At 72.4% G+C, this 23,070-nt stretch carries 19 protein-coding genes; 12 read left to right on the top strand and 7 right to left on the bottom strand.

Annotated elements, in window-relative coordinates; all coding sequences use genetic code 11:
* Nucleotides 1–354: 354 nt before the first annotated feature.
* From ABZ459_RS21370 to ABZ459_RS21350, 5 genes are all read left to right on the top strand, one after another.
* Entirely contained in the window at nt 355–1,671 is a 1,317-nt protein-coding gene (locus ABZ459_RS21370; RefSeq protein ID WP_357972611.1) for a cellulose binding domain-containing protein, read from the top strand.
* Nucleotides 1,672–2,050: 379 nt separating this feature from the next.
* Nucleotides 2,051–3,103: a ketoacyl-ACP synthase III family protein gene (locus tag ABZ459_RS21365; protein ID WP_357972608.1), complete on the top strand. Its 1,053-nt coding sequence runs from the start codon at nt 2,051–2,053 to the stop codon at nt 3,101–3,103.
* Nucleotides 3,100–3,354: a phosphopantetheine-binding protein gene (locus ABZ459_RS21360; RefSeq protein ID WP_357972605.1), complete on the top strand. Its 255-nt coding sequence runs from the start codon at nt 3,100–3,102 to the stop codon at nt 3,352–3,354. The genes ABZ459_RS21365 and ABZ459_RS21360 overlap by 4 nt, the downstream gene beginning before the upstream one ends.
* 20 nt (nt 3,355–3,374) lie before the next feature.
* Nucleotides 3,375–4,418 carry a ketoacyl-ACP synthase III family protein gene (locus ABZ459_RS21355; RefSeq protein ID WP_357972602.1) on the top strand — a complete coding sequence of 348 codons (1,044 nt, stop codon included), beginning with the start codon at nt 3,375–3,377 and terminating at the stop codon, nt 4,416–4,418.
* Between the two features lie 49 nt (nt 4,419–4,467).
* Nucleotides 4,468–8,256: a beta-ketoacyl synthase N-terminal-like domain-containing protein gene (locus tag ABZ459_RS21350; protein ID WP_357972599.1), complete on the top strand. Its 3,789-nt coding sequence runs from the start codon at nt 4,468–4,470 to the stop codon at nt 8,254–8,256.
* Between the two features lie 54 nt (nt 8,257–8,310).
* On the opposite strand, the gene ABZ459_RS21345 is transcribed toward ABZ459_RS21350, so the two are convergent.
* On the bottom strand, nt 8,311–8,898 hold the full coding sequence (locus ABZ459_RS21345) for a TetR family transcriptional regulator (protein WP_357972596.1): 588 nt from the start codon (nt 8,896–8,898) through the stop codon (nt 8,311–8,313).
* A gap of 85 nt (nt 8,899–8,983) precedes the next feature.
* On the opposite strand from ABZ459_RS21345, the gene ABZ459_RS21340 reads away from it, so the two are divergent.
* Nucleotides 8,984–9,922 carry an alpha/beta fold hydrolase gene (locus ABZ459_RS21340; RefSeq protein WP_357972593.1) on the top strand — a complete coding sequence of 313 codons (939 nt, stop codon included), beginning with the start codon at nt 8,984–8,986 and terminating at the stop codon, nt 9,920–9,922.
* A gap of 46 nt (nt 9,923–9,968) precedes the next feature.
* Here the strand turns inward: ABZ459_RS21340 and ABZ459_RS21335 are convergent, their stop codons facing one another.
* Nucleotides 9,969–10,421, bottom strand: coding sequence for a MarR family transcriptional regulator (locus ABZ459_RS21335; RefSeq protein ID WP_357972590.1), 453 nt, complete (start codon nt 10,419–10,421; stop codon nt 9,969–9,971).
* A gap of 63 nt (nt 10,422–10,484) precedes the next feature.
* Between ABZ459_RS21335 and ABZ459_RS21330 the strand changes: the two genes are divergently transcribed.
* Nucleotides 10,485–11,609: an FAD-dependent monooxygenase gene (locus ABZ459_RS21330; protein WP_357972587.1), complete on the top strand. Its 1,125-nt coding sequence runs from the start codon at nt 10,485–10,487 to the stop codon at nt 11,607–11,609.
* Here the strand turns inward: ABZ459_RS21330 and ABZ459_RS21325 are convergent.
* Nucleotides 11,587–12,237, bottom strand: a complete 651-nt coding sequence (locus tag ABZ459_RS21325) for a hypothetical protein (RefSeq protein WP_357972584.1) — start codon at nt 12,235–12,237, stop codon at nt 11,587–11,589. The genes ABZ459_RS21330 and ABZ459_RS21325 overlap by 23 nt on opposite strands.
* 88 nt (nt 12,238–12,325) lie before the next feature.
* On the opposite strand from ABZ459_RS21325, the gene ABZ459_RS21320 reads away from it, so the two are divergent.
* The 4 genes from ABZ459_RS21320 (at nt 12,326) to ABZ459_RS21305 (ending at nt 15,275) form a co-directional block, all read left to right on the top strand.
* Nucleotides 12,326–13,375: a histidine kinase gene (locus tag ABZ459_RS21320; protein ID WP_357972581.1), complete on the top strand. Its 1,050-nt coding sequence runs from the start codon at nt 12,326–12,328 to the stop codon at nt 13,373–13,375.
* On the top strand, nt 13,372–14,010 hold the full coding sequence (locus ABZ459_RS21315; RefSeq protein WP_357972578.1) for a response regulator transcription factor: 639 nt from the start codon (nt 13,372–13,374) through the stop codon (nt 14,008–14,010). The genes ABZ459_RS21320 and ABZ459_RS21315 overlap by 4 nt, the downstream gene beginning before the upstream one ends.
* Nucleotides 14,011–14,142: 132 nt before the next feature.
* Complete coding sequence (locus ABZ459_RS21310) at nt 14,143–14,757, top strand: hypothetical protein (protein WP_357972575.1); 615 nt, start codon at nt 14,143–14,145, stop codon at nt 14,755–14,757.
* A gap of 86 nt (nt 14,758–14,843) precedes the next feature.
* The gene (locus ABZ459_RS21305) at nt 14,844–15,275 is read left to right on the top strand and encodes a MarR family transcriptional regulator (protein ID WP_357972572.1); all 432 of its coding nucleotides are present in this window, start codon (nt 14,844–14,846) and stop codon (nt 15,273–15,275) included.
* Nucleotides 15,276–15,352: 77 nt separating this feature from the next.
* Here ABZ459_RS21305 and ABZ459_RS21300 read toward each other — a convergent pair whose 3' ends face one another.
* The 3 genes from ABZ459_RS21300 to ABZ459_RS21290 all read right to left on the bottom strand — a co-directional run bounded on the left by ABZ459_RS21300 (nt 15,353) and on the right by ABZ459_RS21290 (nt 19,295).
* The gene (locus ABZ459_RS21300) at nt 15,353–16,618 is read right to left on the bottom strand and encodes a glycoside hydrolase family 16 protein (protein WP_357972569.1); all 1,266 of its coding nucleotides are present in this window, start codon (nt 16,616–16,618) and stop codon (nt 15,353–15,355) included.
* A gap of 153 nt (nt 16,619–16,771) precedes the next feature.
* The gene (locus ABZ459_RS21295; protein ID WP_357972566.1) at nt 16,772–18,400 is read right to left on the bottom strand and encodes a hypothetical protein; all 1,629 of its coding nucleotides are present in this window, start codon (nt 18,398–18,400) and stop codon (nt 16,772–16,774) included.
* 127 nt (nt 18,401–18,527) lie between these two features.
* Nucleotides 18,528–19,295, bottom strand: a complete 768-nt coding sequence (locus ABZ459_RS21290; protein WP_357972563.1) for a hypothetical protein — start codon at nt 19,293–19,295, stop codon at nt 18,528–18,530.
* A gap of 281 nt (nt 19,296–19,576) precedes the next feature.
* Here ABZ459_RS21290 and ABZ459_RS21285 point away from each other — a divergent pair, with 281 nt between their 5' ends.
* Nucleotides 19,577–20,425, top strand: coding sequence for an NlpC/P60 family protein (locus ABZ459_RS21285; RefSeq protein ID WP_357972560.1), 849 nt, complete (start codon nt 19,577–19,579; stop codon nt 20,423–20,425).
* Between the two features lie 120 nt (nt 20,426–20,545).
* Here the strand turns inward: ABZ459_RS21285 and ABZ459_RS21280 are convergent, their stop codons facing one another.
* Complete coding sequence (locus ABZ459_RS21280; protein ID WP_357972557.1) at nt 20,546–23,068, bottom strand: ATP-binding protein; 2,523 nt, start codon at nt 23,066–23,068, stop codon at nt 20,546–20,548.
* Between the last annotated feature and the right edge of the window lie 2 nt (nt 23,069–23,070).

Genomic DNA, 23,070 nt, shown 5'->3' with positions numbered 1-23,070 from the left:
CCGGCCGCCGGGTCATGAAACTTTCATCGGCGTGAAAGACGCCGTGGGGGTGTATCCGACCGCCTGTGCATGCCATGGATGATCTGGGGCCGTCTCCGCGCCTTACGCCCCCAAAGTACGATTTATGCCGCTTTCCCGTTCTACTGGAAACGAAACTACGAAAACTTTGACCATCGTCGCGTAGGTGTCATATCGTCTCCCCGCCCATATCGATGTGAGCCGCGACACTCGAACAGGACGTTGTTCTCACAGGCGCTACAGGTCGGCGTGCTCATCACGGCCGCCCTGCCATCGAACGAGACACGGACGGCCACCCGGGGAAGCGGCGACCATCCGACCAACCGGAGTCGCACCATGCAAGCTCGAATCCGCACGGCCGCCGTCGGCTTGGCGATGACCGTGCTGGCCGCCGTCGGTGTGCCGGCGGCCTTCGCGCCGCCGGCACACGCGACGCAGACGATCACCGACATCGCCTACGCGCCCGCACAACCGGCCGGCAGCAGAGGGCATCTGCTGGATCTCTACCTGCCCGCCACCGGCATCACGCCCCGCCCCCTGATCATCTGGCACACCGGCTCGGCGTGGAGCAGCGACGACGGCAAGGCCGGCGCGGACGCCATCGCCGCGATCTTCAACCCCCTGGGCTTCGCCGTGGCCGGCGTCAGCGTCCGCTCCAGCGCCCAGGCGATCTTCCCGGCCCAGGTGCACGACATCAAGGCGGCGATCCGCTGGCTGCGCGCGAACGCCGCCACGTACCAGCTCGACCCCAACCGATTCGCGATCATGGGCGACTCCTCGGGCGGCTGGCTGACGGAGATGGCCACGCTGTCCGGCGGCGTGTCGGCGCTGGAGGGCACCCTCGGCACGACCGGCGTCTCCAGCGCCGTGCAGACCGGGCTCGCCTTCTACAGCCCGACCGACTTCCTGCAGATGAACGCCCAGAACCTGTCGACCGGCGGGCTCGACCACAACTCTCCGGCCTCGCCGGAGTCCCTCCTGGTCGGCTGTCCCATCCAGACCTGCCCGGCCACGGTGGCCCAGGCCAATCCGATGACGTACGTCGACGGCAACGACCCGCCGCTGATGTTCCTGCACGGCCAGGCCGACTTCCTGGTGCCGCACGGGCAGAGCGTCCTGCTCTACAACAAGATCAAGGCTCAGTGCGGGTCCGCCACCTTCGTCTCGGTGCCCGGCGCCGACCACATGATGCCCCAGGTCATGGACCCCGCCCATTACGGCACGCAGACCGTCCGCACCACGAAGAACTGCGGCGAGACCGTCGGCACCGGCACCCTCGACCCCACCTGGCCCAACTTCACGACCTTCCTGCGCGGCGGGCTCAAGATGGGCACCTCCTGCGAGGTCACCTACACCACCGAGGTCTGGCCCGGCGCGTTCAACGGCCACCTGACCATCAGGAACACCGGCACGACGCCCATCAACGGCTGGACCGCCACGTGGGCCTGGTCGGGCAACCAGCAGATCACCTACGCCTGGGACACCGCGGTGACCCAGACCGGCACGCAGGTGACCGCCCGCGACGCCGGCACCAACTCCTACATCGGCCCCGGCTCCAGCCAGAGCCTCGGCTTCTCGGCGACCGTCACCGGGACGAACGACATTCCCGCCCAGTTCAAGCTCAACAACCTCGTCTGCACGAGAGTGCCCTGACACGACGCGCGCCGGGACGGGACCGAATGGCGACGGCCCGGCGCTGGGTCTCCCGGCCGCCCGGATTCCAGAATTTTATTCGGCAATCCGGGCGGATTCCCGAATTTTATTCGGCGAATCCCCGGTGGTGAGCTGAATAGCGGCTTTCCCTTATTGCGACACGTTCCGTCGAACGTCGGTCACGGAAGGTCGCGGACCACGATATTGCTTTATTCGGCGGGCCGCCCCTATCCTTACCCGGGACGGCCCGCCGGCTCATTTCACGTCGTATTTCCCGACCGGCCGGGGGCCGCATGACTCCTGGCCTGAAATAAATCGGATAAGCGCTTTTCCCTGCCGAAGGCCGTTGTCCGGGATTCGTCGATGAGTTAGGAGGCGTGTGCGTACACCCAACATGTTCGTCAGGAGCCTGGGCGTTTACGTGCCTGACAGCGTGAGCGTCGAGCAGGCCGTCCGTGAGGGCTGGTACCCGGCCGCGGACGCCGAGAAGTTCCGGCAGATCGGCGCGGCGGTGGCCGGCGACATGCCGGCGCCCGAGATGGCGCGGCTCGCGGTCCTGGACGCGTACGAGCGGTGGGGCGAGTCCTCCCCGCGCGATCTCGACCTGCTGCTCTACCCGTCGGTCTGGCACCAGGGCCCCAACGGCTGGCAGCCCCAGCACTACCTGCAGATGCACCTCCTCGGCGGCGGCGTGCCGGCGTTCGAGATCCGCAGCGGCTGCGTCGGGATGATCAGCTCGCTGGAGCTGGCGGCGAGCTACCTCCAGGCCGCCGCCGACCGGGAGACGGCCATGGTCGTCTCCTCCGACAACCACGGCACGCCGCTGGTGGACCGCTGGCGGATGACCCCCGGGGCGCTGATCGGCGACGCCGCGGCCGCGCTCGTCCTCGGCAAGGACTACGGCATGGCCGAGCTGCTGTCGGTGAACGTGACGGTGATCCCGGAGGCCGACGCGGTCAACGACGGCGCCTACCCGCTCTTCCCCCCGGACGCCACCGTCGGCAGGGGGCTGAGCTTCGGGGACCGGCACGAGGAGTTCCGCCAGCGGCTGCTCAAGGCGCAGGGCACCGGCATCCACCTGACGATCCAGAAGACGATGATGCAGCAGGTCGAGCAGACCCTGGACGAGGCCGGCATCGGCTCTGCCGACATCACCCGGGTGGCGTTCCCGCACGGCCGCCGCGAGGACCTGGACGGGCAGATGTCCTGGCTGGGCATCGACGAGGACCAGACGACCTGGGACTACGGCCGGCGCGTCGGCCACTGCGGCGCGGTCGACCAGTTCATCGCCTTCGAGCACCTGATCGCGACCGGCGGGCTCGTGCCCGGCGACCACCTGCTCATGGTCGGCTTCGGCTCCGGCACGTCGGTCGCCGCGGCGGCGTTCCGGGTCCTGTCCACCGCTCCCGTCACGAGAGGGGCACACGCGTGAGCGACGACATCACGCGGCGGCTGGTCGACTTCGTCCAGGACAACCTCGTCCTGGACGGCGACGACGTCAAGGTCGACGAGACGACCCCGCTCCTCGTGTCGGGCCTCCTGGACTCCCTGCGCACGGCGCGGCTGGTGAACTTCCTCCGCAAGGACGTCGGCGTCCGGATCACCGCCGCCATGCTCGACCCCGAGAACTTCAGGGACGTCGCGACCATCGTGACGATGGTCAGAGAACTCCAATCCGCTTAGCCGGGACGAGGACGGAAGTCATGCGGTACGCGGACACCTACATCAGCGGCGTCGGAACCTACCTGCCCCGGACCGTCGTCAGCGTCGAGAAAGCCGTCGCCAAGGGCTGGTACCCGGCGGAGGAAGCGGAGCTGCACAACCTGGCGGGGACGGTGGTCGCCGGCGACGTGCCGGCCCCGGAGATGGCCCTGCACGCGGCGCGCAGCGCGATCAAGCGCAGCGGCCGGGCGCCGGGCGACCTCGATCTCCTCCTGTACGCCTCGACCTGGCACCAGGGCCCGGACGGCTGGCCGCCGCACTCCTACCTGCAACGTCATCTCGTCGGCGGGGACGTCCTGGCCACCGAGATCCGGCAGGGCTGCAACGGGATGTTCATCGCCCTGGAACTCGCGGCCGGTCACCTGGCCGCCGCTCCCGCCCGGCAGGCCGCCCTGCTGGTCGCCGCCGACAACTACGGCACCCCGCTGATGGACCGGTGGCGGATGGGCCCCGGCTACATCGGCGGGGACGCCGCCGCCGCGCTCGTCCTCACCAAGGACCGCGGATTCGCCCGGCTGGCGTCGGTCTGCACGACGACGGTGGCCGAGGCCGAGGAACTGCACCGGGGCAGCGAACCGCTGTTCCCGCCGGGCGTCACGGTCGGGCGCCGGATGAGCTTCGCGGCCCGCAACGAGCAGTTCCGGCAGCAGGTCATGCCCAGGGGCGAGACCAGCGCGGCGTTGTTCAACATCCAGCGGGCGCTGGTGGAGATCGTCGAACGCGTGCTGGACGAGAGCGGGATCGAGGCCCGCGACCTCACCCGGGTGGCGTTCATGAACTACTCCGAGGAGATCGTCGAACAGCGGTGCATGGCCGTGGTCGACCTGCCCATGTCCCGCTCCACCTGGGACTACGGCCGCACCATCGGCCACTGCGGGGCCGGCGACCAGGTCCTCTCCCTCGACCACCTGCTCGCGACCGGGCAGCTGGGCCCCGGCGACCACCTGCTCATGCTCGGCACCGGACCCGGGGTGACCGTCTCCGGCGCCGTGCTCGAAATCCTCGAAACTCCTCATTGGGCCTGACATCGAAGGGAAACGAACGCAGATGGTCGACACTCCGCGCGGAGCCCGGGTGGAACCAGTCGCGGTGGTCGGGATCGGATGCCGTCTTCCCGGCGACGTCCACTCACCGGACGAGTTCTGGGACCTGCTGTGCGCCGGCCGCAACACGACCGGGCCGCTGCCCGCCGAACGCTGGCGCCGGTACGAGACCCGGAGCCCCGAAGACGCCGCCGCGCTGCGCGACGCCGTACGGCACGGCAGTTTCCTGAGCGACATCGAAGGCTTCGACGCGGAGTTCTTCGGCCTGTCGCCCCGCGAGGCCGAGCTGATGGACCCGCAGCAGCGGATCCTGATGGAGACCGCGTGGGAGGCCCTGGAGCACGCCGGCCTGCCGCCGCACGAGCTGGCCGGGACCGACGCCGGGGTGTTCGTCGGCGTCTGCACGGCCGACTACGGCGGCCGGCTGCTGGAGGACCTGCCCCAGATCGAGGCATGGACCGGGATCGGCGCCGCGACCTGCGCCGTGGCCAACCGCATCTCCTACTCCCTCGACCTGCGCGGCCCCAGCATGGCGATCGACACCGCCTGCTCGGCGTCGCTGGTCGCGCTGCACCTGGCCGCGCAGAGCCTGCGGCTCGGCGAGAGCGACGTCGCCCTCGCCGGCGGCGTCAACCTGCTGGTCACCCCCGGCCAGACGCTCACGCTCGGCACCGCCGGAGCCCTGGCGCCCGATGGCCGGTCGAAGTCGTTCGACGCGGCGGCCGACGGCTACGGCCGCGGCGAGGGCTGCGGCATCGTCGTGCTCAAGCGCCTGTCCGACGCGCAGCGCGACGGCGACCGCGTGCTCGCGCTGGTCATCGGCAGCGCCGTGAACCAGGACGGGCACACCAACGGCATCATGGCGCCGTGCGGCGAGGCCCAGGAACACGTGATGGCCCGCGCCTGCAGGCAGGCGGGCGTCGCGCCGTCCACCGTCGACTACGTCGAGGCGCACGGCACCGGGACCCGGCTCGGCGACCCGCTGGAGGCGGGCGCGCTGTCCTCGGTGTACGGCGCGGGGCGGCCCCCCGGCGACCCGTGCCTGATCGGCTCGGTCAAGTCCAACATCGGCCACCTCGAAGGCGCCGCCGGCATCGCCGGCGTCATCAAGGCGGTGCTCGCCCTCGACCGCGGGGAGATCCCGCCGAGCGTGCTGTCCGCCCTCAACCCGGCCGTCCCGTGGGAGACCTCGGGCCTGCGGGTGGTGACGCGGCCGTCGGCCTGGCCGGAGCGCGACCACCCGCGCCGGGCGGGCGTCTCCAGCTTCGGGTACGGGGGCACGGTCGCGCACATCGTGCTCGAACAGGCCCCGCCGGACCGGCACGCGCCCGCCGAGGAGGAGACGCCTCCCCGGGCGGAGCGGCTGTTCCCGCTGTCGGCCGCGTCGGAGCAGGCCCTTCGGCAGTACGCGGGCCGGCTCGCCGACCACCTCGGGACGGGCGTCGACCCGGCGTCGGCGGGGCACACGCTGGCGCTGCGGCGCACCCATCTGGCCCGTCGCGCCGTCGTGATCGGGACGGACGGCGACGAGCTGGCGGCCCACCTGCGCAGGCTCGCCGAGGACGTGCCGGCCGAGGCGGTCCTCACCGGCGACGTGCTGCCCGAGCTCGGCCCCGGGCCGGTCTGGGTCTTCTCCGGGCAGGGCTGCCAGTGGCGCGGGATGGGGCGGGAACTGCTCGCCGTGCCGGACTTCGCGTCCCTGGTCGACGAGGTGGAGCCGATCTTCGCCGCGGAGATCGGCTTCTCGCCGCGGCAGGTCCTGGCCGACGGCGATCTCGACACGATCGACCGCGTGCAGACCATGATCTTCGTGATGCAGCTGGGCCTCGCCCGGCTCTGGAACGCGTACGGGGTCGCTCCGCGGGCCGTCATCGGCCACTCCGTCGGCGAGATCGCGGCCGCGGTGACGGCCGGCGCGATGACCGTCGCCGACGGCGCCCGCCTGATCTGCCGCCGCTCGCGGCTGCTGCGGCAGGCCGAGGGCAAGGGGGCCATGGTGATGGTCGGCCTGTCCTTCGAGGAGGCGGCGGAGCGGCTGGCCGGCCGGACCGACCTGGTGGCCGCGATCTCGTCGTCGCCGGTCTCCACCGTGCTGTCCGGCGACGTCGCCGCGGTCGAGGCGGTGGTCGAGGACTGGCCGGCCGAGGGCATCGTGGTGCGGCGGGTGGCCTCGGACGTCGCCTTCCACAGCCCGCACATGGAAGCGCCGGCCGTCGAGCTGGCCGCGGCCACCGCCGACCTGTCGTTCGGCGCGCCCCGCATCCCCATGTACTCGACCGCGCTGGCCGACCCCCGGGCGACGCCCGTGCTGGACGGCGCGTACTGGGCGGCGAACCTCCGGGACCCCGTGCGGCTGACCGCGGCGACGACGGCCGCGGCCGAGGACGGCTACCGCGTGTTCCTGGAGATCTCCCCCCACCCGGTGGTCGCGCACTCCGTCACCGAGACGCTGTCGGAGAACGGGTTCGAGGACGTGTTCGTCGGCACTACGCTGCGCCGGAACCAGCCGGAGCTGCCGGCCTTCCTCGCCGCGGTCGGCACGGCCCACTGTCACGGCGTCGAGGTGGACTGGAACCGGCTGCAGCCGTACGGCGGCCTCACCGAGCTGCCGCCGTACGCCTGGCAACACCGCCGCCACTGGCGGGAGGACTCCGGCGACGACGACAACCGCGGGCACGACGTGCGCTCCCACACCCTGCTCGGAGCCGGGACCAGCCTCGCCGGCAGCCGGACCCGGGTGTGGCGGACCAGCCTGGAGGACGCCAACCGGCCCTACCCGGGCAGCCACACCCTCAACGGGGTCGAGATCGTGCCCGCCGCCGTGCTGGTCAACACGTTCCTGCACGCGGCCGAGGACGAGGACACCACGCTCACCGGCGTGGAGATGACGCATCCGCTGATGACCGCGGAACGCCGGCAGGTCCAGGTCGTGCACGAACCTCCGGCGGTCCGGCTCGCCGCCCGTACGCCGGCCGGCCCCGGCGAGCCGGAACCGGCCTGGCTGGTGCACGTCACCGCGGACGTGGCCGCTCCCGGCCAGGTCAAGCCCGACGTGCTGCCCGACGCCGGCGCTCTGACCGCGATCGACCCCGGGTTCGTGCACCGGCGGCTGGCCGCCGTCGGCGTGCCCTCGACGGGCTTCGACTGGACGATCGAGACGCTGCTGGGCGGCGACGGCGCGCTGCGCGCCACCGTCCGCACCGGGGACGCCGAGAGCTGGGCCCCGGCGCTGGACGCGGCGATGTCCGTGGCGCCCTGCGTGTTCCCCGGCGATCCGGTGCTGCGCATGGTCGTGCACATCGACGAGGTCGTGCTGACCGGCGCCCCACCCGCGACGGTGGTCATCGACGCGGCCGTGGACCGGGCCGCCGACGACACCGTGCGGGCGCTCCTGGCCGACCTGGACGGCCGGGTGGTGGGACACCTCACGGGGCTGCGCTACCCGGTGATCGACGCGCCCGTCCCGGCCGAGGAGGAGCTGGGCGGGCCCGCGGAGTCGTTCGCCGGCCTGACGGCGGAGGACCTGCGCGACCGCGTCCTGCCCGAGGTGCGGGCGGAGATCGCGGCCGTGATGCGGCTGGCCCCCGAGGACCTGGCGGTCCGCCGTCCCCTGGTCGAGCAGGGGCTGGACTCGGTGATGACGGTCATGGTCCGGCGGCGCCTGGACAAGCGCTTCGGCTGCCGTCTTCCCGCGACCCTGCTGTGGCAGCAGCCCACCATCTCCGCGATCGCGGACCGGCTGGTGGAGCTGCTCGCGGCTGCCAGGCCGGACGCGGCGGCGGAGGCCGTACCGGAGGGCATGCCCGCGATCGGCGGGTGAGAGCGCCGCGGGCGGCCCGGAGGAGGATCTCCCCGGGCCGCCCGCGCCGTTCCGTCAGGTGCCCGCCGGCCGGCCGAGCCGGCGGAGCTGGTGGTCGAGGACCGCGGTCGCCTCCGCGATGTCCAGGTCTCCGACCAGCACCCCGTCGGCCAGCCCGCGCGCGAGCCCGAGCAGCACGTGGGCCTCGGCGCCCGCCTCGACACCGGGGTCCGCGGCGGTGGCGGCCACGAGCGCGGCGATCTCGCGGTGCACCGCGTCGCCGCCCGCGCGGTACAGCTCGCGTACGTCGGGATCGGCGACGGCCCTGGCCAGGAACGCGTGTCCGGCGAGCAGCAGCACGGGAGCGCGCGAGCCCAGCTCGACGACGGCGAGCAGCGTGCGCCGCAGCGTGTCGGCCGGCCCGGCGGCCTCCCGCAGCGCCGCGCGGACATGGCCTTCGATCTCCTGCCTGAGCAGCTGCGCGCTCGCGCGCAGCAGGTCGGCCTTCGCCCCGAAATAGTGCTGCACCAGCCCCTTGGAGACGCCGGCCTCCTGGGCGACCCCTCCGATGCTCACACCGGCCAGGCCGTCACGAGCGCACAGCCTGAGCGCGGCATGGGCGATCTCGGCCCGCCGCGCCGCGTGGTCCACCTGCTTCGGCACGGCCCCCCCTTCTTTGCGATACGAGTGTATCGTGACGTTGTTGCGATACGATCGTATCGCGAAGGGCGAACGAAGGATCCCGCACGTGAACGACCTTGTCGAACCCAACATCGGAGCCGCGTTCCGCGCGCGGCGGCTCGGCCACTTCCGCGACGCGCCCGCCTTCGCGCGCTACCGCGCCGCCTACGACGACGCCATGGCCCGGCTTCCCGAACCCGGCGAGACCCACGACGTGGTGACCGGCTTCGGATCCGTCCGGGTCTACCGTTTCGGTGGCGGCGACGGCGTGCCGCTGCTCGTGCTGCCGGGGCGCACCTCGGCCACCCCGATGTGGGAGGCGAACCTGGCCGGCCTCGTCGCCCGGCGGCCGGTCTACACCGTCGACCTGCTGGGCGAGCCCGGCCTGTCGGTGCAGACCCGGGCGTTCACCGGTGCGGACGACCAGGCGGCCTGGCTGGCCGAACTGCTGGACCGGCTCGGCCTCGACCGGGTGCACCTCCTCGGCGTGTCCATAGGCGGGTGGAGCGCCTTCCACCTGGCCCTGCGGGTGCCGGAGCGCATCGCCTCGGTGAGCGTGCTCGATCCCGCCAACCTCTTCGGCCGGATCACCTGGAAGGTCGTCGTCTTCTCGCTGGGCTCGGTGGTGCCGTTCTTCCCCGAGTCGTGGCGCCGGAAGCTGCTGAGCTGGATCTCCGGTGGGGCCGACGCCTCCGACGACGAACCCGTCGCCAACCTGATCTCGGCCGGGATGCGGGACTTCACCGCCTTCCTGCCGCCGCCCACGTATCCCACGGACGACCAGGTGGCCGGGCTCGGCGTGCCGGTGCTCGCCCTGATCGCCGGGCGCAGCATCATCCACGACCCGCGCAAGGCCGCCCTGCGTGCCCGCCGCCTGCTCGCCCGCGGCGTCGTCGAGTTGTGGCCGGACGCCTCCCATGCCCTCAACGGCGAGTTCCCCGACCGCGTCAACGCCCGGGTGCTCGCCTTCGTCGACGAGGTCGACCGCGCCGGCGACGCGTCCTGACGCCACGACCCGGCGGGCCGAGCGCCCGCGGGCCCGCCGGGGCGCCTCAGTCGGACTGCTCGCGTATCTCCCTGGTGGCCGAGCGGTAGGCGCGGGCGACGCCGGCGAGGATGCCCAGCATCAACGGCACCTGCTCCTGCGTGTACTGTCCGCGGATCCGCCCCAGGTGCCGCTCGGAGGTGATGCGGGTGGCGTGGTACTCGGCCATGCCGCCTTCCAGCAGTTCCACCGTGACCATGCGCCGGTCGCGCTCGCCGCGTACCCGCCGCACGTAGCCGGCCTTCTCCAGGCGGTCGATGAGCCGGGTGGCGGACGCGGACGGAAGCCCCAGCTCCTCGGAGATCGCCCCCACGGGGAGGGGGCCGCGCATCTCCAGCAGGATGAGCGCGGCCACGTCCACATGGTGCACCCCGAGCCGGTCGGCGATCGCCTCGATGTGCAGCATGACCGCGATCAGGAACTCGCGGTAGACGTCCTCTTCCGGGTGGTTGTCGGTCACTCGCCCCAATGTACTTCACAGCGATGTATCTTTGAATCGAAGTAACTTCGTTTTGGAGATAAAATGGACGTTGTTGTCATCGGCGCCGGCGTGGGCGGTCTGGCCGTCGCGCGCAGCCTGCTCGCCGCCGGGCACCAGGTGCGGATCTACGAACAGGCCCCCGCCATGCGGACGGGCGGCGCCGGGCTGAGCATCTTCAGCAACGGCGCCGCGGTGCTGCACGACCTCGGTGTCAGCCTCGACGGCGTCGGCGGCCGGTTCGACCGGATCGACGCGCTGACGGCGGACGGCCGGCTGCGGCTCACCTCCGACATGGCCCACGCGGCCGCGCTCTACGGTTTCCCGAACAAGTCGATCTCCCGCCGCCTCCTGCTGGAACGGCTGGCCGACGGGCTGCCCGGCGACCTGATCCGCTACGGCACGGCCTGCCGGACCGTGACCCAGGACGGCGACGGGGTGACGGTGACCTTCGACGACGGCTCGACGGCCACGGGTGACCTGCTGATCGGCGCCGACGGCCACCACTCGGCCGTCCGGCGCGAGTTGTGGGGCGACGTCCCCATCCGGACGGCCACGTTCGGCACCTGGCAGGCCCTGAGCCGGATCGACATCGACCTCGCCCGCACCCATCTGCACCTCATGATCACCGGGAAGGAGGGTGCGTGCGGGATCATCCCCGCCGGTGACGGCAAGCTCCAGTGGTGGTTCGACGTGCGCTGGGCCCCCGGCGAGCCGCGCCCGGCCGCGCCCCTGGCCGAGCTGCGGCGCCGCTTCGGTCACTGGGCGTCGCCCGTCCCCGAGCTGCTGGCCCAGGCGTCGGAGGCCGACCTCGACTTCTTCGGCCACCACTGGCAGAAGGTGCGCCGGGAGTGGGGCAAGGGCCGCGTCACCCTGATCGGCGACGCCGCCCACCTCATGCCGCCCACCCTCGGACAGGGCGCCAACCAGACCCTGGAGGACGTGTGGGTGCTCGGCCGCGAGCTGGCCAAGGGGGGCGACCCGGCGCAACGGCTGCGCGCCTACGAGCGGGCCCGCTACCCGCACGTCAACCTGGTGTCCAGGCTGGCCAGGCGCAGCCCCGCCAACTGGCGCATCCCCCCGTTCGTCGGCCGGATGGTCTCCGAGACGTCCCAGAGCGGGTTGCTCGCCCGCTTCAGCAACCGGCTCACCGCCGCCCTGTCCCACTGAGAGCGGGCGCGGGCACGCCGGGGCGCGGGTTCCGGCGCCGGTGGTAGGCGTAGGTGACGATGGCGAGCAGCGGCCCCCACAGCAGGAGCGGAAGGTAGCAGACGGCGAAGATCGCGGCCTCCCAGCCGCCCGCCCGGCTGGGGAAGTCCGGCGGGATCGGCTCGCCGCGCATGGTCACCCCGGCGAGCTGGGTCACGAAGGCGTACGTCCACAGGACCGTCAGGAGCACGGCGCCCGACGCCGCCGGAACGACGGCGGCCGGCGGCGGCACCCGCCGGCCACGCAACCCGGGGATCCAGCGGGGAAACCGCTCACCCCACGCGGCCACCAGCCCGACGGCGGTGAACGCCACCAGCTCCGACACGATCGACAGGCACACGACGTACAGCCGTTCACCGACCCCGATCCCGCGGTCGAACGCCGCGGGCAACCGCCAGAAGCTGGACGGCAGCACGGTGAACGGCACGGCGTAGGCGGCGATCCGCGCCCAGCGGGGCACCCCGGCCACCGGCGCGTGGGCGGCTTTCCACGCCGTGCGCAGCCGCCCGCCGGTCACCGGCGATCCCGCGGTCGCGGCGGCCACGGTGAGCGGCGCCGCGGCGCCGCGCGAACGATCAGTTCTCGTCATGGCGCCCCACGCTAGGAACGACCGGGCCACCCTGCCTCCCCCCGGTGGGGGAGTGCGGCCACGGAGGCGTCGGCTAACGTCGGTCCACGTGAAACGCCCTCTCGCCCAGGCCGTGCGGGCCGGGGTCTACCAGCTTCTGGGCGCCGCGCTGCTGGCTCCGGTCGCCGCCGGGCTCGGCCTGCCGATCCTGGCCGAGCTGACGCCGGGCCGCCTGCTGGTGTTGTGGGCGGCGTGCCTGCCCGCCTCGGTGCTGCTCGCGCTGCTGCCGCTGACCCGCCGTCTGGAGGTGATCGCGCTGTCGGACCTGCTCGACGTGGACGTGCCCGAGCGCGGTGACCGCCTCTACCTGGTGGCCCTGACCAGCCTGCACCTGTACGTCGGCGGGACGCTCAGCGCGGCCGTCCTGGCGTTGTCCCCCGGGCTGCTGCCGCGGGCGTGGCAGGCGGCGCCCGGCCAGGTGGCCGAGGTGCTGCTGCTCACCGCCGTCGTGCTGGCCGCGATGGTCACCGCCGGGCTCGGCCAGCGCTGGGTCGCGCGGCGGCTGCTGCGTTCTGAGCCGTCCCGGCTGATCGACGAGCTGGACCGCCGCCAGTCGCTCGCCCTGGAACTGCACGACTCCGTCGGCCACGCCCTCACCGTCGTCCTGGTGCAGGCCATGGCGGCCGAGGCGGCGCTGCGCCGCGCCGCCCCCGAGCTCGCCGCGCAGTCGCTCGGCCACCTGACGACCACCGCCCGCAACGCCCAGCAGGAGCTCGACGTGCTGCTCAGCGTGCTCGACGACGGCGCGGCCGGCCGGACGCCCACCCTGGAGGCGCTCGGCACGCTCACCCGCGGCCTCGACGTCCGGGTCAGCGTCGGCCACCTCGGCAAGGTGTCGCCCGCGACCTCGCGGGCCGCGTTCGCGATCGCCAGGGAGGCGCTCACCAACGCCCTGCGGCACGGGCACGGCCCGGTCACGCTCACCGTCGCCGCTGCCGCCGAACTGACCCTGACCATGGACAACGCGACCCTGAGCAGGCCGGGGGAGCCGGGGCGCGGCCTGACCGGCATGCGCATGCGGGCCCGGCTCGCCGGCGGGACGTGCACCTGGGAGGAGGTGGGCGGAACGTGGCGCGTCCGGGCGAGCCTGCCGCTGTGATCCGGGTCGTCCTGGCCGACGACGAGCAGCTCATCCGTTCGGGCTGGGCGACCATGCTCAGCCTGCACGACGACATCGAGGTGACGGCCGAGGCCGCCGACGGCTGTGCGGCGGTCACGGCCGGCGCCGGCGCGGACGTCGTGCTGATGGACATCCGCATGCCCGTCATGGACGGTCTGGCGGCGACCCGGGAGCTGGCCCGCCGCTCGCCGAGGACGCGCGTCGTCATGGTCACCACGTTCGAGAGCGACCAGCTCGTCTGGGGCGCCCTGCGCGCGGGAGCCGCCGGCTACGTGCTCAAACGTTCGCCCGCCGGCGAGCTGGTGGAGGCGGTCCGCCTGGTGCACCGGCGCGACGCGGTGCTCTTCCCCGACGCGCTGCGCCGCATCGCCTCGCCGCACGTGGGCAGCGCCCGCCAGCGACTGCCCGTCGAGCCGACACCGCGCGAGCTGGACGTCCTGCGGCACATCGCGCTCGGGCAAAGCAACGCGGAGATCGCCGCCGCGCTGCACGTCACCAGGGAGACGGTCAAGACGCACGTCGGCAACCTGCTGGACAAGCTCGGCGCCCGCGACCGCACCCAGGCGGCCGTGCTCGCCTACGAGCTCGGCCTCGTCGGCCTGGGCGGGGAATGATCCCTCTCGGGAGGGAGATGAGGTCCCGCATCCCACTCAAGAGCGAGACGGGACTTCGCCCGTCCCGGCGATGTCCGTAAGGCCGTGGAAAACCAGGATTAGGGAGGTCATCACCGCTAAGGAGCCAACGAGATGAACCCCCGCATCGCCTTCGTCGCCGCCCCCGTCCTCACCTTCACCTACGGCGTCATCCGCATCCTGGACGGCCTGGACGGCAGCCGCGGCCCCGGCCTCGCCTGGACGACCGGGCACCTGGCCTTCATCGGCGCCCTGGCGTTCTTCGCCGTGACCTTCCACGAGATGCGCAGGCTGGCCGGTCGTGGCCGCCTGGCGACCGGGCTGGCCGTCGCCGGACATGTCGGCATCACCACGTTGATCGCCCAGTTCGCCATCGACATCGTCGTGGGGTTCCGCTCGGCCGACCACGCCGCGATGGGCGTGCTCTTCGACCAGGTCCAGTCGGCTCCCGGGGTGCAGCAGGTGGTCTACGACTTCGGGCCGATGTTGTTCTTCGTCGCCCAGATCGGCCTGGTCCTCCAGCTCGCGGTCCAGCGCCGCGTCAAGGCGTGGACGCCCGTCCTGGTGGTCGCCGACGTCATGGTGCCGTTCGTGGAGAAGGACCTCATGCCGCTGGGCGCCGCCTGCCTGCTGGTCTCCTTCCTGGCGATGGCCCGGGTGTCGCGCGCCTCCCGTGCGGCCGACGGCCGGCACCGCGTGGCCGGGCCCGCCGTACCGGCCGCTGTGTGACGCCTGGCGTCGCGCCCGTCGGGCATATAGTTCAAGAGCTGAAACAGTGTGGGCAGCGGGGGAGTCGTGGCGGAGCTGGAGATCGATTGGCCGGACCCGAGGGCCAGGAGATCGTGGAACGCCTGTTCGCCGCGGACGCCGCCCTGCGGGCACATTTCGACGAGACGGCCGCCGCGGTCGGTCTCACCGTGCCGCAGGCCCACACCCTGCTCCAGCTCGGCCAACCGCTGCGCATGGGGCAGATAGCCGGCCAGCTGCACTGCGAGCCCTCCCACGTGACCGGAATCGCGGACGCGCTCGAACAGTGCGGTTTCCTGCGCCGGGAGCCGGACCCGGACGACCGCAGGGCCAAGCGGCTCGTCCTCACCGACTCCGGCCGAGAACTCCGCGGCCGCCTCCTGGGCCGCCTCTTCGAGCGGGCGCCGATCATCTCGGTGCTCGACGACGACCAGCGAACCACGCTGCTGTCGCTGCTCCGTCTGGCTCAGTCGGCCGCCGCCCCACGCCCCCGCCACTGACCTCCGGGCGATCGCTCCTCATGGCCCCCTCGCCCTCGGCCCGGCCGCCCGCCGAGAGGCACCGCCCCGCGCGGCCCTCAGTGGTATTGGGTGTAGGCGGTGGCGTACATGCGGATCCAGTCGACGTCCTGCCGGGCCGGGCGCATCAAGGTGCCGGTCGCGGCGAACATGTCCATCTGGGCCCCGCCGTTGGTGGTGTTGAAGTAGTCGATCGCGGCGTTGACCGTGCAGATCAGGTTGCCGTCGACGTACCACTTCACCGAGTTCGGCTGCCAGTCGACGGCGTAGTTGTGGAACTGCGTCGAGTCCACGGCGAACGAGCAGTTGCTCTGGGTGCCGTCATGGTGGACGAACAGGTCGACGGTGGGCGAGGCCACGTCGCGTTCGGCGAAGTCGATCTCGGCCCGGGGGTAGTCGGCGTCGTTCTCCGGCCACAGCAGCGGCACCGCGTGGTATCGCTGTCCGCCGTTGTCGGCCAGCGGCACCGCACGTTCCCTGACCTCGACCCGCCCGTACTTGAAGGGGCGCATCCGGCTGTAGAGGCCACCGGTCCTGCCGTCCGCGGTGCCGGTGACCGACAGGTGTCCGCCGCCCTCTGTGGTCTGTGACGCACATCGCTGACCGTGGCCGTTGTAGCCCGGCGAGCATCCGGTCGACTGGCCGGGGTCGGCGCCGAACAGGCCCCACTTGGCCAGGTCCACCGATGTCCCGTTGTACTCGTCGGATTGACCGGCCACCGGGGTGCCCCAGCCGTGGCGGACCGACGCGAGGTCGCTCGGCGCGGCCGATCCGAGCCGGTAGTCGCACTTGGTGGCCTTGAAGTCGGTGCCCGTCGCGGTGCCGAAGTCGCCTTCCTGCAGCACGTGCGCCGAGGTGGCGCCGGTCGGTGCCGTGAGCGTGGCGGTGACGGGGGTCCACGTGCCGCCGGTCTCGGTGGAGGCCGGCAGAGCGGCGATCGGCCCCGGCTGTTCGCTGAGGTAGTGACCACTGTCGTCGTACCACTCGACCACGATCCGGGCGGTGCCGGAGCCGTACACGACCCGGTCCTGTGCGGAGAAGGTCCAGGTCTGGCCGGCGGTTACCGCGAGTTGCGGCATGTAGAAGGAGCGTCCGCCGGTGTCGAACGCCCAGTTCGCCCCGGACAGGTCGCCGACCGGGTCGCGGGTGACCCAGCCGCCGTCCAGAGGCCCCCAGCCATTGAGGTTGGCGGCCAGCACCGGGTTGGTGCACGCGTTGGTCGTGGCGGCGGCGGGCAGCGGGGTTGCGGCGGTCATGACAGAGGCCAGCGTCACGACGGCGCTGCCGATCGCCGTCAGGTGCGGCCGGAGACGGGGATGCTTCATGGCGGACTCCCACTCGGTTCGAAGTCGGCGTGTGCTCCTTCGAGCAGTGAAGGCCGCGACCGGCCGGGCCGACAGTGCGGGACTGCACTGTCGGCCGGGCTGTTCCTGGGGGTACCGCTCCGGATGCCGCCGCTGAGAAGGCCCGGTCGCGATCTAGGCGGGTGGCCCGGGGCACTGGTCCGGGGTCCCGCCGGCGGCGATCCGGTGCACTTTGACACTGGCCAACACGGTTCCGGACTTCACCAGGGCCTGAACCTCGCCGACCGTGAGTTGCGTGTCGTGGAAGCGTACGGCGCGCTCCAGTTTCACCGCGATCAACTGGATGCGGAAAACCTGTCCCACGCCGCCCTCGTTTTCTCCGCCGAAATACTGAGCGCCTTTCCAGGTGGCCAGCGCGCTGGGATTCCGGTAACCGAAGACGACCTCGACGTATTTGGTGGGATCGCCGTTGACGATATTCTGCTTCGCCAGGATCAAGGTGGTGCCGGGCGGCAGCGAGGCGGTGCCGGAGAAGTAGGAGCAATATTTCACGCCCGCACCGTCGGCCGGCGAAGTGATGGCTCCGGTGGCTTTCGCCGCGTCGCCGGTGGTGCGGCTCGGCGTGGGGCGCGTGGGCGCCGTACCGGTGCCGCCGGTGAGCGAGGGCGGTGCGGTCTGACCGGGGTTGCCGGCCCCGGGGGTACGGATCAGCAGCCCCGGCAGGAACGCCCCGCCCGCGGCGACGACCAGGCTCGCCGCGGCCACCACGACGGGGGGCCATCGCCGGCGTGGCCGCGTCGGGGAAGTCGGATGGCTGACCGGCTCGCCGTCGACCGGTGCACCGCCGGCCGGCTCGCCGGAGTCGCCGGCCGCCGGCTCGGCACCTGTGAGAACGGCCGCCTCCAGCAGGCCGCGGCTCCAGCTTCGCAGGTCGGCCGGGCGGCGGGACGCGTCGCCGTCCAGGGCGGTCAGGACGTGCGACGTGAGGCGCCCGGGATCGGTCACTCCGGCGCCCTCGGCCACGGCCTGCAACTCGCGCTCGATGTGCGCCGAGGCGCCGGCGGCGTCAGCGACCGGCGGGTCCTGGCCCGTGAGGCAGAAACAGGCGAGCGCGCCGAGCGAGTAGACGTCCGCCGCCACGGCCCGGGGCAGCTGCGGTGCGGCCAGGACCTCGGGCGCGGTGTAGGCGGGCGTGTGCCATCCGGCGAGGTCGTGCCCGTCGTCGATGAGCCGCAGGGTGCTCACGTCGATGAGCACCAGGCCACGTTCCGGGTGCACGATGCAGTTGGTGGGCTTCACGTCCCGGTGCAGGCTCGGGTTCCCGCCGGAGCGCGTCACGGAGGCGAGGCCGGCAAGTGCCTCGCCGGCCTCGGCCACGTACTCCAGGCGCCGGCGGATCGTGTCGCCACTCGCCGGGACGCCGGCCAGCAGCGCGTGCAGCGTCGGCCCCTCGACCCACTCCATGACCAGGTACGCCATCGACTCGGTCGAGGGGGCGTGCCCCGCTCGCGCGCTTCCGGCGGGATGGGGAGCGGCGCCCAGGAACACCTCGTCGAGCCGGACCACATGGTCCAGCTTCAGGTGTCGCAGCAGCACGGCATGGTCGCGCCAGCGCTGCAGATCACGCGCTGAGGGCCAATCAGGCCCGGCGTCGCGCGGCGGGCTGAGCAGCTTGATCGCCAGCGGGAGCGGTGAGGTCAGCTCACCCTGATAGCGGGCCTTCCAGGTGATCCCCTCACCGCCCGGTATCCCGTCGCCCAGCAACTCGTGCCGGTCGGGTGCCTCCGGCGGGCCGACGAACAACCCGTTGGGCTCGTCGGCCGGAACGCCGATCCTGCTCGGCGCGCCGCCTCGGATGCCGCCGACGGGCGGGGGATGCGGCGGATCCGGCGCGCCGCGGGTGACCGGCTCGTCGTCCGGCCGGGCGTTGTCAGGATCCATCGTTCTGGCCGGCCTCGGGTTCGGACGGCAGGGCGTGCAGATCCTCCGCTCTGACGACACCGGTGCGCACGGCCCAACGCGCCAGCGCCCACCGGAAGTCGTCGTGCGGGATCTCCTTGTCGTCCGTGGTCAGGCCCGGGATGCCGTGCCCGGACAGGCTCTCCCGCAGCGACTTGACGACATTGCGGATGTACTGGGGCTGCCGGCCCAGCCGCCTTCCCATCTGCGCGTACGTCGCCGGGACCGCCTGTGGTCCGGCCCTGACCAGCAACGGCTCGCACAGTGCGGCGAGCACGAGCCGCTGCCCCCTGGTCAGCGCCATCGGGGAGGTGACGGTCCTGGGTGCGCGGCTCACCGCCGCGTCCCCGCGCCGGTCCGCGCCCGGCGTCAGCGAACGGGCGTCCACCCGCACAGTCACCGTCGAGCCGGTACGACCGGCGAAGACGACGCTGAAGGTCGGGAACGGGAGTGACGTGACCGCCGCCCCCGGCTCGACCAGCCGGTCCTCACCGACCGGCGGCCGGACGACGAGCGGTTTGTGGTGTGAGTCATTGCGTATCAGGACGCAGTCGTTGAGGACGATCAGCGAACCCGCTCGCCGCGACAGGTGATCATCATCCGGGAAACGCACATTGCATGCCCGGCTCCGGCCCAACGTCAGCAACTGTCCGCGAGATATTCGCCATTGTTCGCCGTCGAACGTCACGAGTACGGGCTCGCCCGGCGCCGGTGCCTCGCCGGTCTGCGCATTCTCCATCTTGCAGGGCCGCCTTTCGGCGATTGATCGCCAATCTTGTCGACCACCGGCCACCCAGAGAATAGCGCCCGGTATACGCCGCCGAGTTGCGGAACAACGAAAAAACTTCCACGCGGAAGCCGGCCGGGATTCGGCTGTGCGGCGCGAGAAATTCCGGTCGGCATCACGTGGCAGGCACCCCTGCCGGACGGGTGCGGGGCTGCACTGTCCGGCCGGCGGCGGGCGCCCTTCACTACCGCTGAGACCACCTCTCACGGCACGGACGAACCGAAGGAGCAATCATGAACATCCCGGCACACGACCCACACGGTGGCGGCGGCAAGCTGGCGGCGGCACTCCGCTTCCGGCTCCGCGGGACATCCGCGCTGCTCGCCGCCTTCAGCGTGTTCCTGCTGGTGTTCTCCACGTCACCGGCGGACGCCCAGTCGAGGGGCGACCGCATCGGCGTGACGAACTTAGGCTCGACCGACTGGATCGAGTCACCCAACCACGCCTACCGGCTCGTCATGCAGGGTGACGGCAACCTCGCACTCTACGGGCCGAGCGGCGTCCTGTGGGCCACGTACACCAACGCCGCCGAGAACAACGGCGCCTACCTCGCCAACCAGGGCGACGGCAACCTGGTGATCTACCGGCCGGATCGCAGCGTGGTCTGGGCCAGCCGGAGCCACGCCACCGGCGGTGGGACGCTGGTCATCCAGGACGACGGAAACGTGGTCGCCTACGGCGCGTCGGGCCCCTTCTGGACCACGTACACGAACGGAGGAGCCAACAAGATGGCCGCCGCGGGCGCGGTCGCCTTCGCCCGCCGGCAGGTCGGCAAGCCTTACGTCTACGGGGCGACCGGGCCCAACGCCTTTGACTGCTCCGGCCTCTCGCTCAAGGCCTACGAGAGCGTGGGGATCGGCCTGAACCGCACCAGCCAGGGCCAGTACCAGCAGGGCTGGGCGGTCAGCAGGGCAAGCCTGCAGCCCGGTGACCTGGTGTTCTACAACGGTTCCCTGCCTGGCCACGTAGGGATCTATGTCGGCAACGACGAGATCATCAATGCGCTCAACAGTGCCACCGGGGTCCGCTACGACCCCATCAACTACCCGGGCTCGATCACCGGCTTCCGTCGCTACTCCTGAGAACTTGGCGCACCCGCGGCCGACAGTCCGCCCGGCGGTGCCACGAACGTGATCCGGCCCGCCACAAGGAGCCCCTGGCCACGCTGCCAGGGGCTCACTTGACCGGCCCCGGGCAGGAACTCACCGTCCGGGGGCGGCGGGGAGGGTGAGGATCATGGTGAGGCCGCCTCCGGGGGTCTCGTCGGGCACGAGTGTGCCGCCCATGGCCTCGGCGAGTCCGCGGGACAGGGCGAGCCCGAGCCCGACGCCCGAGTGGTTGTCGCGGTCGCCGAGCCGCTGGAACGGCTGGAAGACGCGGTCGTGCGCCGCCGGCGGGATGCCGGGGCCGCGATCCATCACCCGGATCTCGACGTGGTCGCCGTGCCCGCTCGCGGTGATCAGCACGGTCCGGCCGGGCGGGCTGAAGCGCACGGCGTTGGACATGAGGTTGACCAGGACGCGTTCCAGCAGCGCGGGATCGGCCAGCACGTCGGGCAGCTCGACGGAGACGTCGCCTTCGACGCGGTCCCGCAGCGGGCCGAGGTCGTCGATGGCACGCGGCACGATCTCTTCGAGCGCCAGCGGCTGCGCGCTCACCCCGAGCACGCCCGCCTGCAGGCGGCTCATGTCCAGCAGGTTCGCCACCAGCCGGTCCAGCTTGTCCAGCGACTCCTCGGCGGTGGCGAGCAGCTCGGACCGGTCCCGTTCCGACCAGGCGACCTCGGTGCTGCCCAGGCTCTCGACGGCGGCCTTGGCGGAGGCGAGCGGCGTGCGCAGGTCGTGGCTGACGGCGGCCAGCAGCGCGGTGCGCATGCGGTCGGCCTCGGCGAGCGGGCGGGCGCGTTCGGCCTCCTGCTGCAGGCGTTCCTGGCGCAGCGCGACGGCGGTCTCGGCGGCGAACGCCTCCAGCACCGTGCGGTCGGCGGCCTCCAGCGGCTCGCCCCTGGCGGCCAGGACCAGTTCCTCGTCGATGACGACGTCGGTGTCGGACCGTCCTGGGCAGGTGGCGGGTGCGCCGCCGGAGGTGGCGACGATCCGCCAGGCGTCCGGGTCGGACTGCTGGTCGGGCACGCGCGCGGCCTCGGGCCGCCGTTCCAGCAGGGTGACGGAGGTCAGGCCGAAGGTCTCGCGCATACGTTCCAGCAGCGAGGACACCGCGGCCTCGCCGCGCAGCACGTGTCCGGCCATGGTGGACAGCAGCTCGGCGTCGGCGCCGGCCCGCGCGGCCTCTCGCGTCCGGCGGGCGGCGATGTCCACGATCGTGCTCACCGCCGCCGCCACCAGCACGAACACGACCAGCGCGAACAGGTTCTCCGGGGCGGCGATGGTGAACTCGCCGACCGGCGCGGTGAAGAACCAGTTGAGCAGCAGCGAACCGCCGACGGCCGCGGTGATGGCCGGCCACATGCCGCCCACCAGGGCCACCCCGACGGTCAGGCACAGGAAGAACAGGATCTCGCTGGGCAGCGACAACATGTCGCGGAACGGCGCCAGCGCGGCCGTCAGCAGCGGCATCCCGGCCACCGCCAGCGCCCAGCCGCTCGCCCGCCGGGCGCGGGTGAGCGCGGCGCGCGTGCGGGCGGGCCTCCGGCGTCCCTGCTTGGCCTCCTCGTGCGTGATCATGTGGACGTCGATCGAGCCGGACCGGGCGGTGGTCTCCACGCCGACGCCCCGGGAGAGGACCTGCGCGAACCGCCCCCTGCGCGAGGCGCCCAGGACGAGCTGCGTGGCGTTGACGCCGCGCGCGAAGTCGAGCAGCGCCCGCGGGACATCGTCGCCGACGACCTGGTGGTAGCTGCCGCCCATGTCCTCCACCAGCGTGCGCTGGCGGGCCAGGCTGGCCGGGTCGGCGCCGGCCAGCCCGTCGGCGCTGGTGACGTGCACCGCCAGCAGGTCGGCGCCCTTGGTGCGGGCGGCGATGCGGGCGGCCCGGCGGACCAGTGTGTCGCCCTCGGGGCCGCCGGTCAGGGCGACCACCACCCGCTCGCGGGTCTCCCAGGTGGTGGCGATGCCGTGGTCGGCGCGGTAGCGGTCGAGCTGGTCGTCCACCTTGCCGGCCACCCACAGCAGCGCGAGTTCGCGCAGCGCGGTGAGGTTGCCGACGCGGAAGTAGTTCGACATGGCGGCGCTGACCTTCTCGGGCGCGTACACGTTGCCGTGCGCCATGCGGCGGCGCAGCGCCTCCGGTGACATGTCCACCAGCTCGATCTGGTCGGCGCGGCGCACCACCTCGTCGGGCACGGTCTCGCGCTGCGGCACGCCGGTGATCTCCTGGACGACGTCGTTGACCGACTCCAGGTGCTGGACGTTCACCGTGGAGACGACGTCGATGCCGGCGTCCAGGATCTCGTCCACGTCCTGCCAGCGCTTGACGTTCTTCGAGCCGGGCACGTTGGTGTGGGCCAGCTCGTCGATCAGCGCCACCTTCGGCCGGCGGGCGATGACGGCGTCCACGTCGAGCTCGGTGAAGGTGGCCCCGCGGTGGACGACGGTCCGGCGCGGGACGATCTCCAGGCCCTCCAGGAGGGCGGCGGTGCGGGGGCGGCCGTGGGTCTCGACCAGGCCCACGACCACGTCCCGGCCGCGTTCCCGCGCGCGGCGGCCCTCGCCGAGCATCGCGTACGTCTTGCCGACCCCGGGCGCCGCCCCGAGGTAGACCCGCAACC

It is taken from the genome of Nonomuraea sp. NPDC005692 (assembly GCF_040631115.1).
Lineage (GTDB): Bacteria > Actinomycetota > Actinomycetes > Streptosporangiales > Streptosporangiaceae > Nonomuraea.
The sequence above is the reverse complement of the archived record's forward strand: the minus strand, read 5'-3'. Positions and strand labels throughout refer to the sequence as shown.

Bases quoted from the DNA above. Each gene is read 5' to 3' on its own strand.
- ABZ459_RS21290 (WP_357972563.1), bottom strand. From the start codon at position 19,295: ATGGAGAATGCGCAGACCGGCGAGGCACCGGCGCCGGGCGAGCCCGTA.
- ABZ459_RS21330 (WP_357972587.1), top strand. From the start codon at position 10,485: ATGGACGTTGTTGTCATCGGCGCCGGCGTGGGCGGTCTGGCCGTCGCG.
- ABZ459_RS21310 (WP_357972575.1), top strand. From the start codon at position 14,143: ATGAACCCCCGCATCGCCTTCGTCGCCGCCCCCGTCCTCACCTTCACC.
- ABZ459_RS21370 (WP_357972611.1), top strand. From the start codon at position 355: ATGCAAGCTCGAATCCGCACGGCCGCCGTCGGCTTGGCGATGACCGTG.
- ABZ459_RS21300 (WP_357972569.1), bottom strand. From the start codon at position 16,618: ATGAAGCATCCCCGTCTCCGGCCGCACCTGACGGCGATCGGCAGCGCC.
- ABZ459_RS21285 (WP_357972560.1), top strand. From the start codon at position 19,577: ATGAACATCCCGGCACACGACCCACACGGTGGCGGCGGCAAGCTGGCG.
- ABZ459_RS21325 (WP_357972584.1), bottom strand. From the start codon at position 12,237: ATGACGAGAACTGATCGTTCGCGCGGCGCCGCGGCGCCGCTCACCGTG.
- ABZ459_RS21355 (WP_357972602.1), top strand. From the start codon at position 3,375: ATGCGGTACGCGGACACCTACATCAGCGGCGTCGGAACCTACCTGCCC.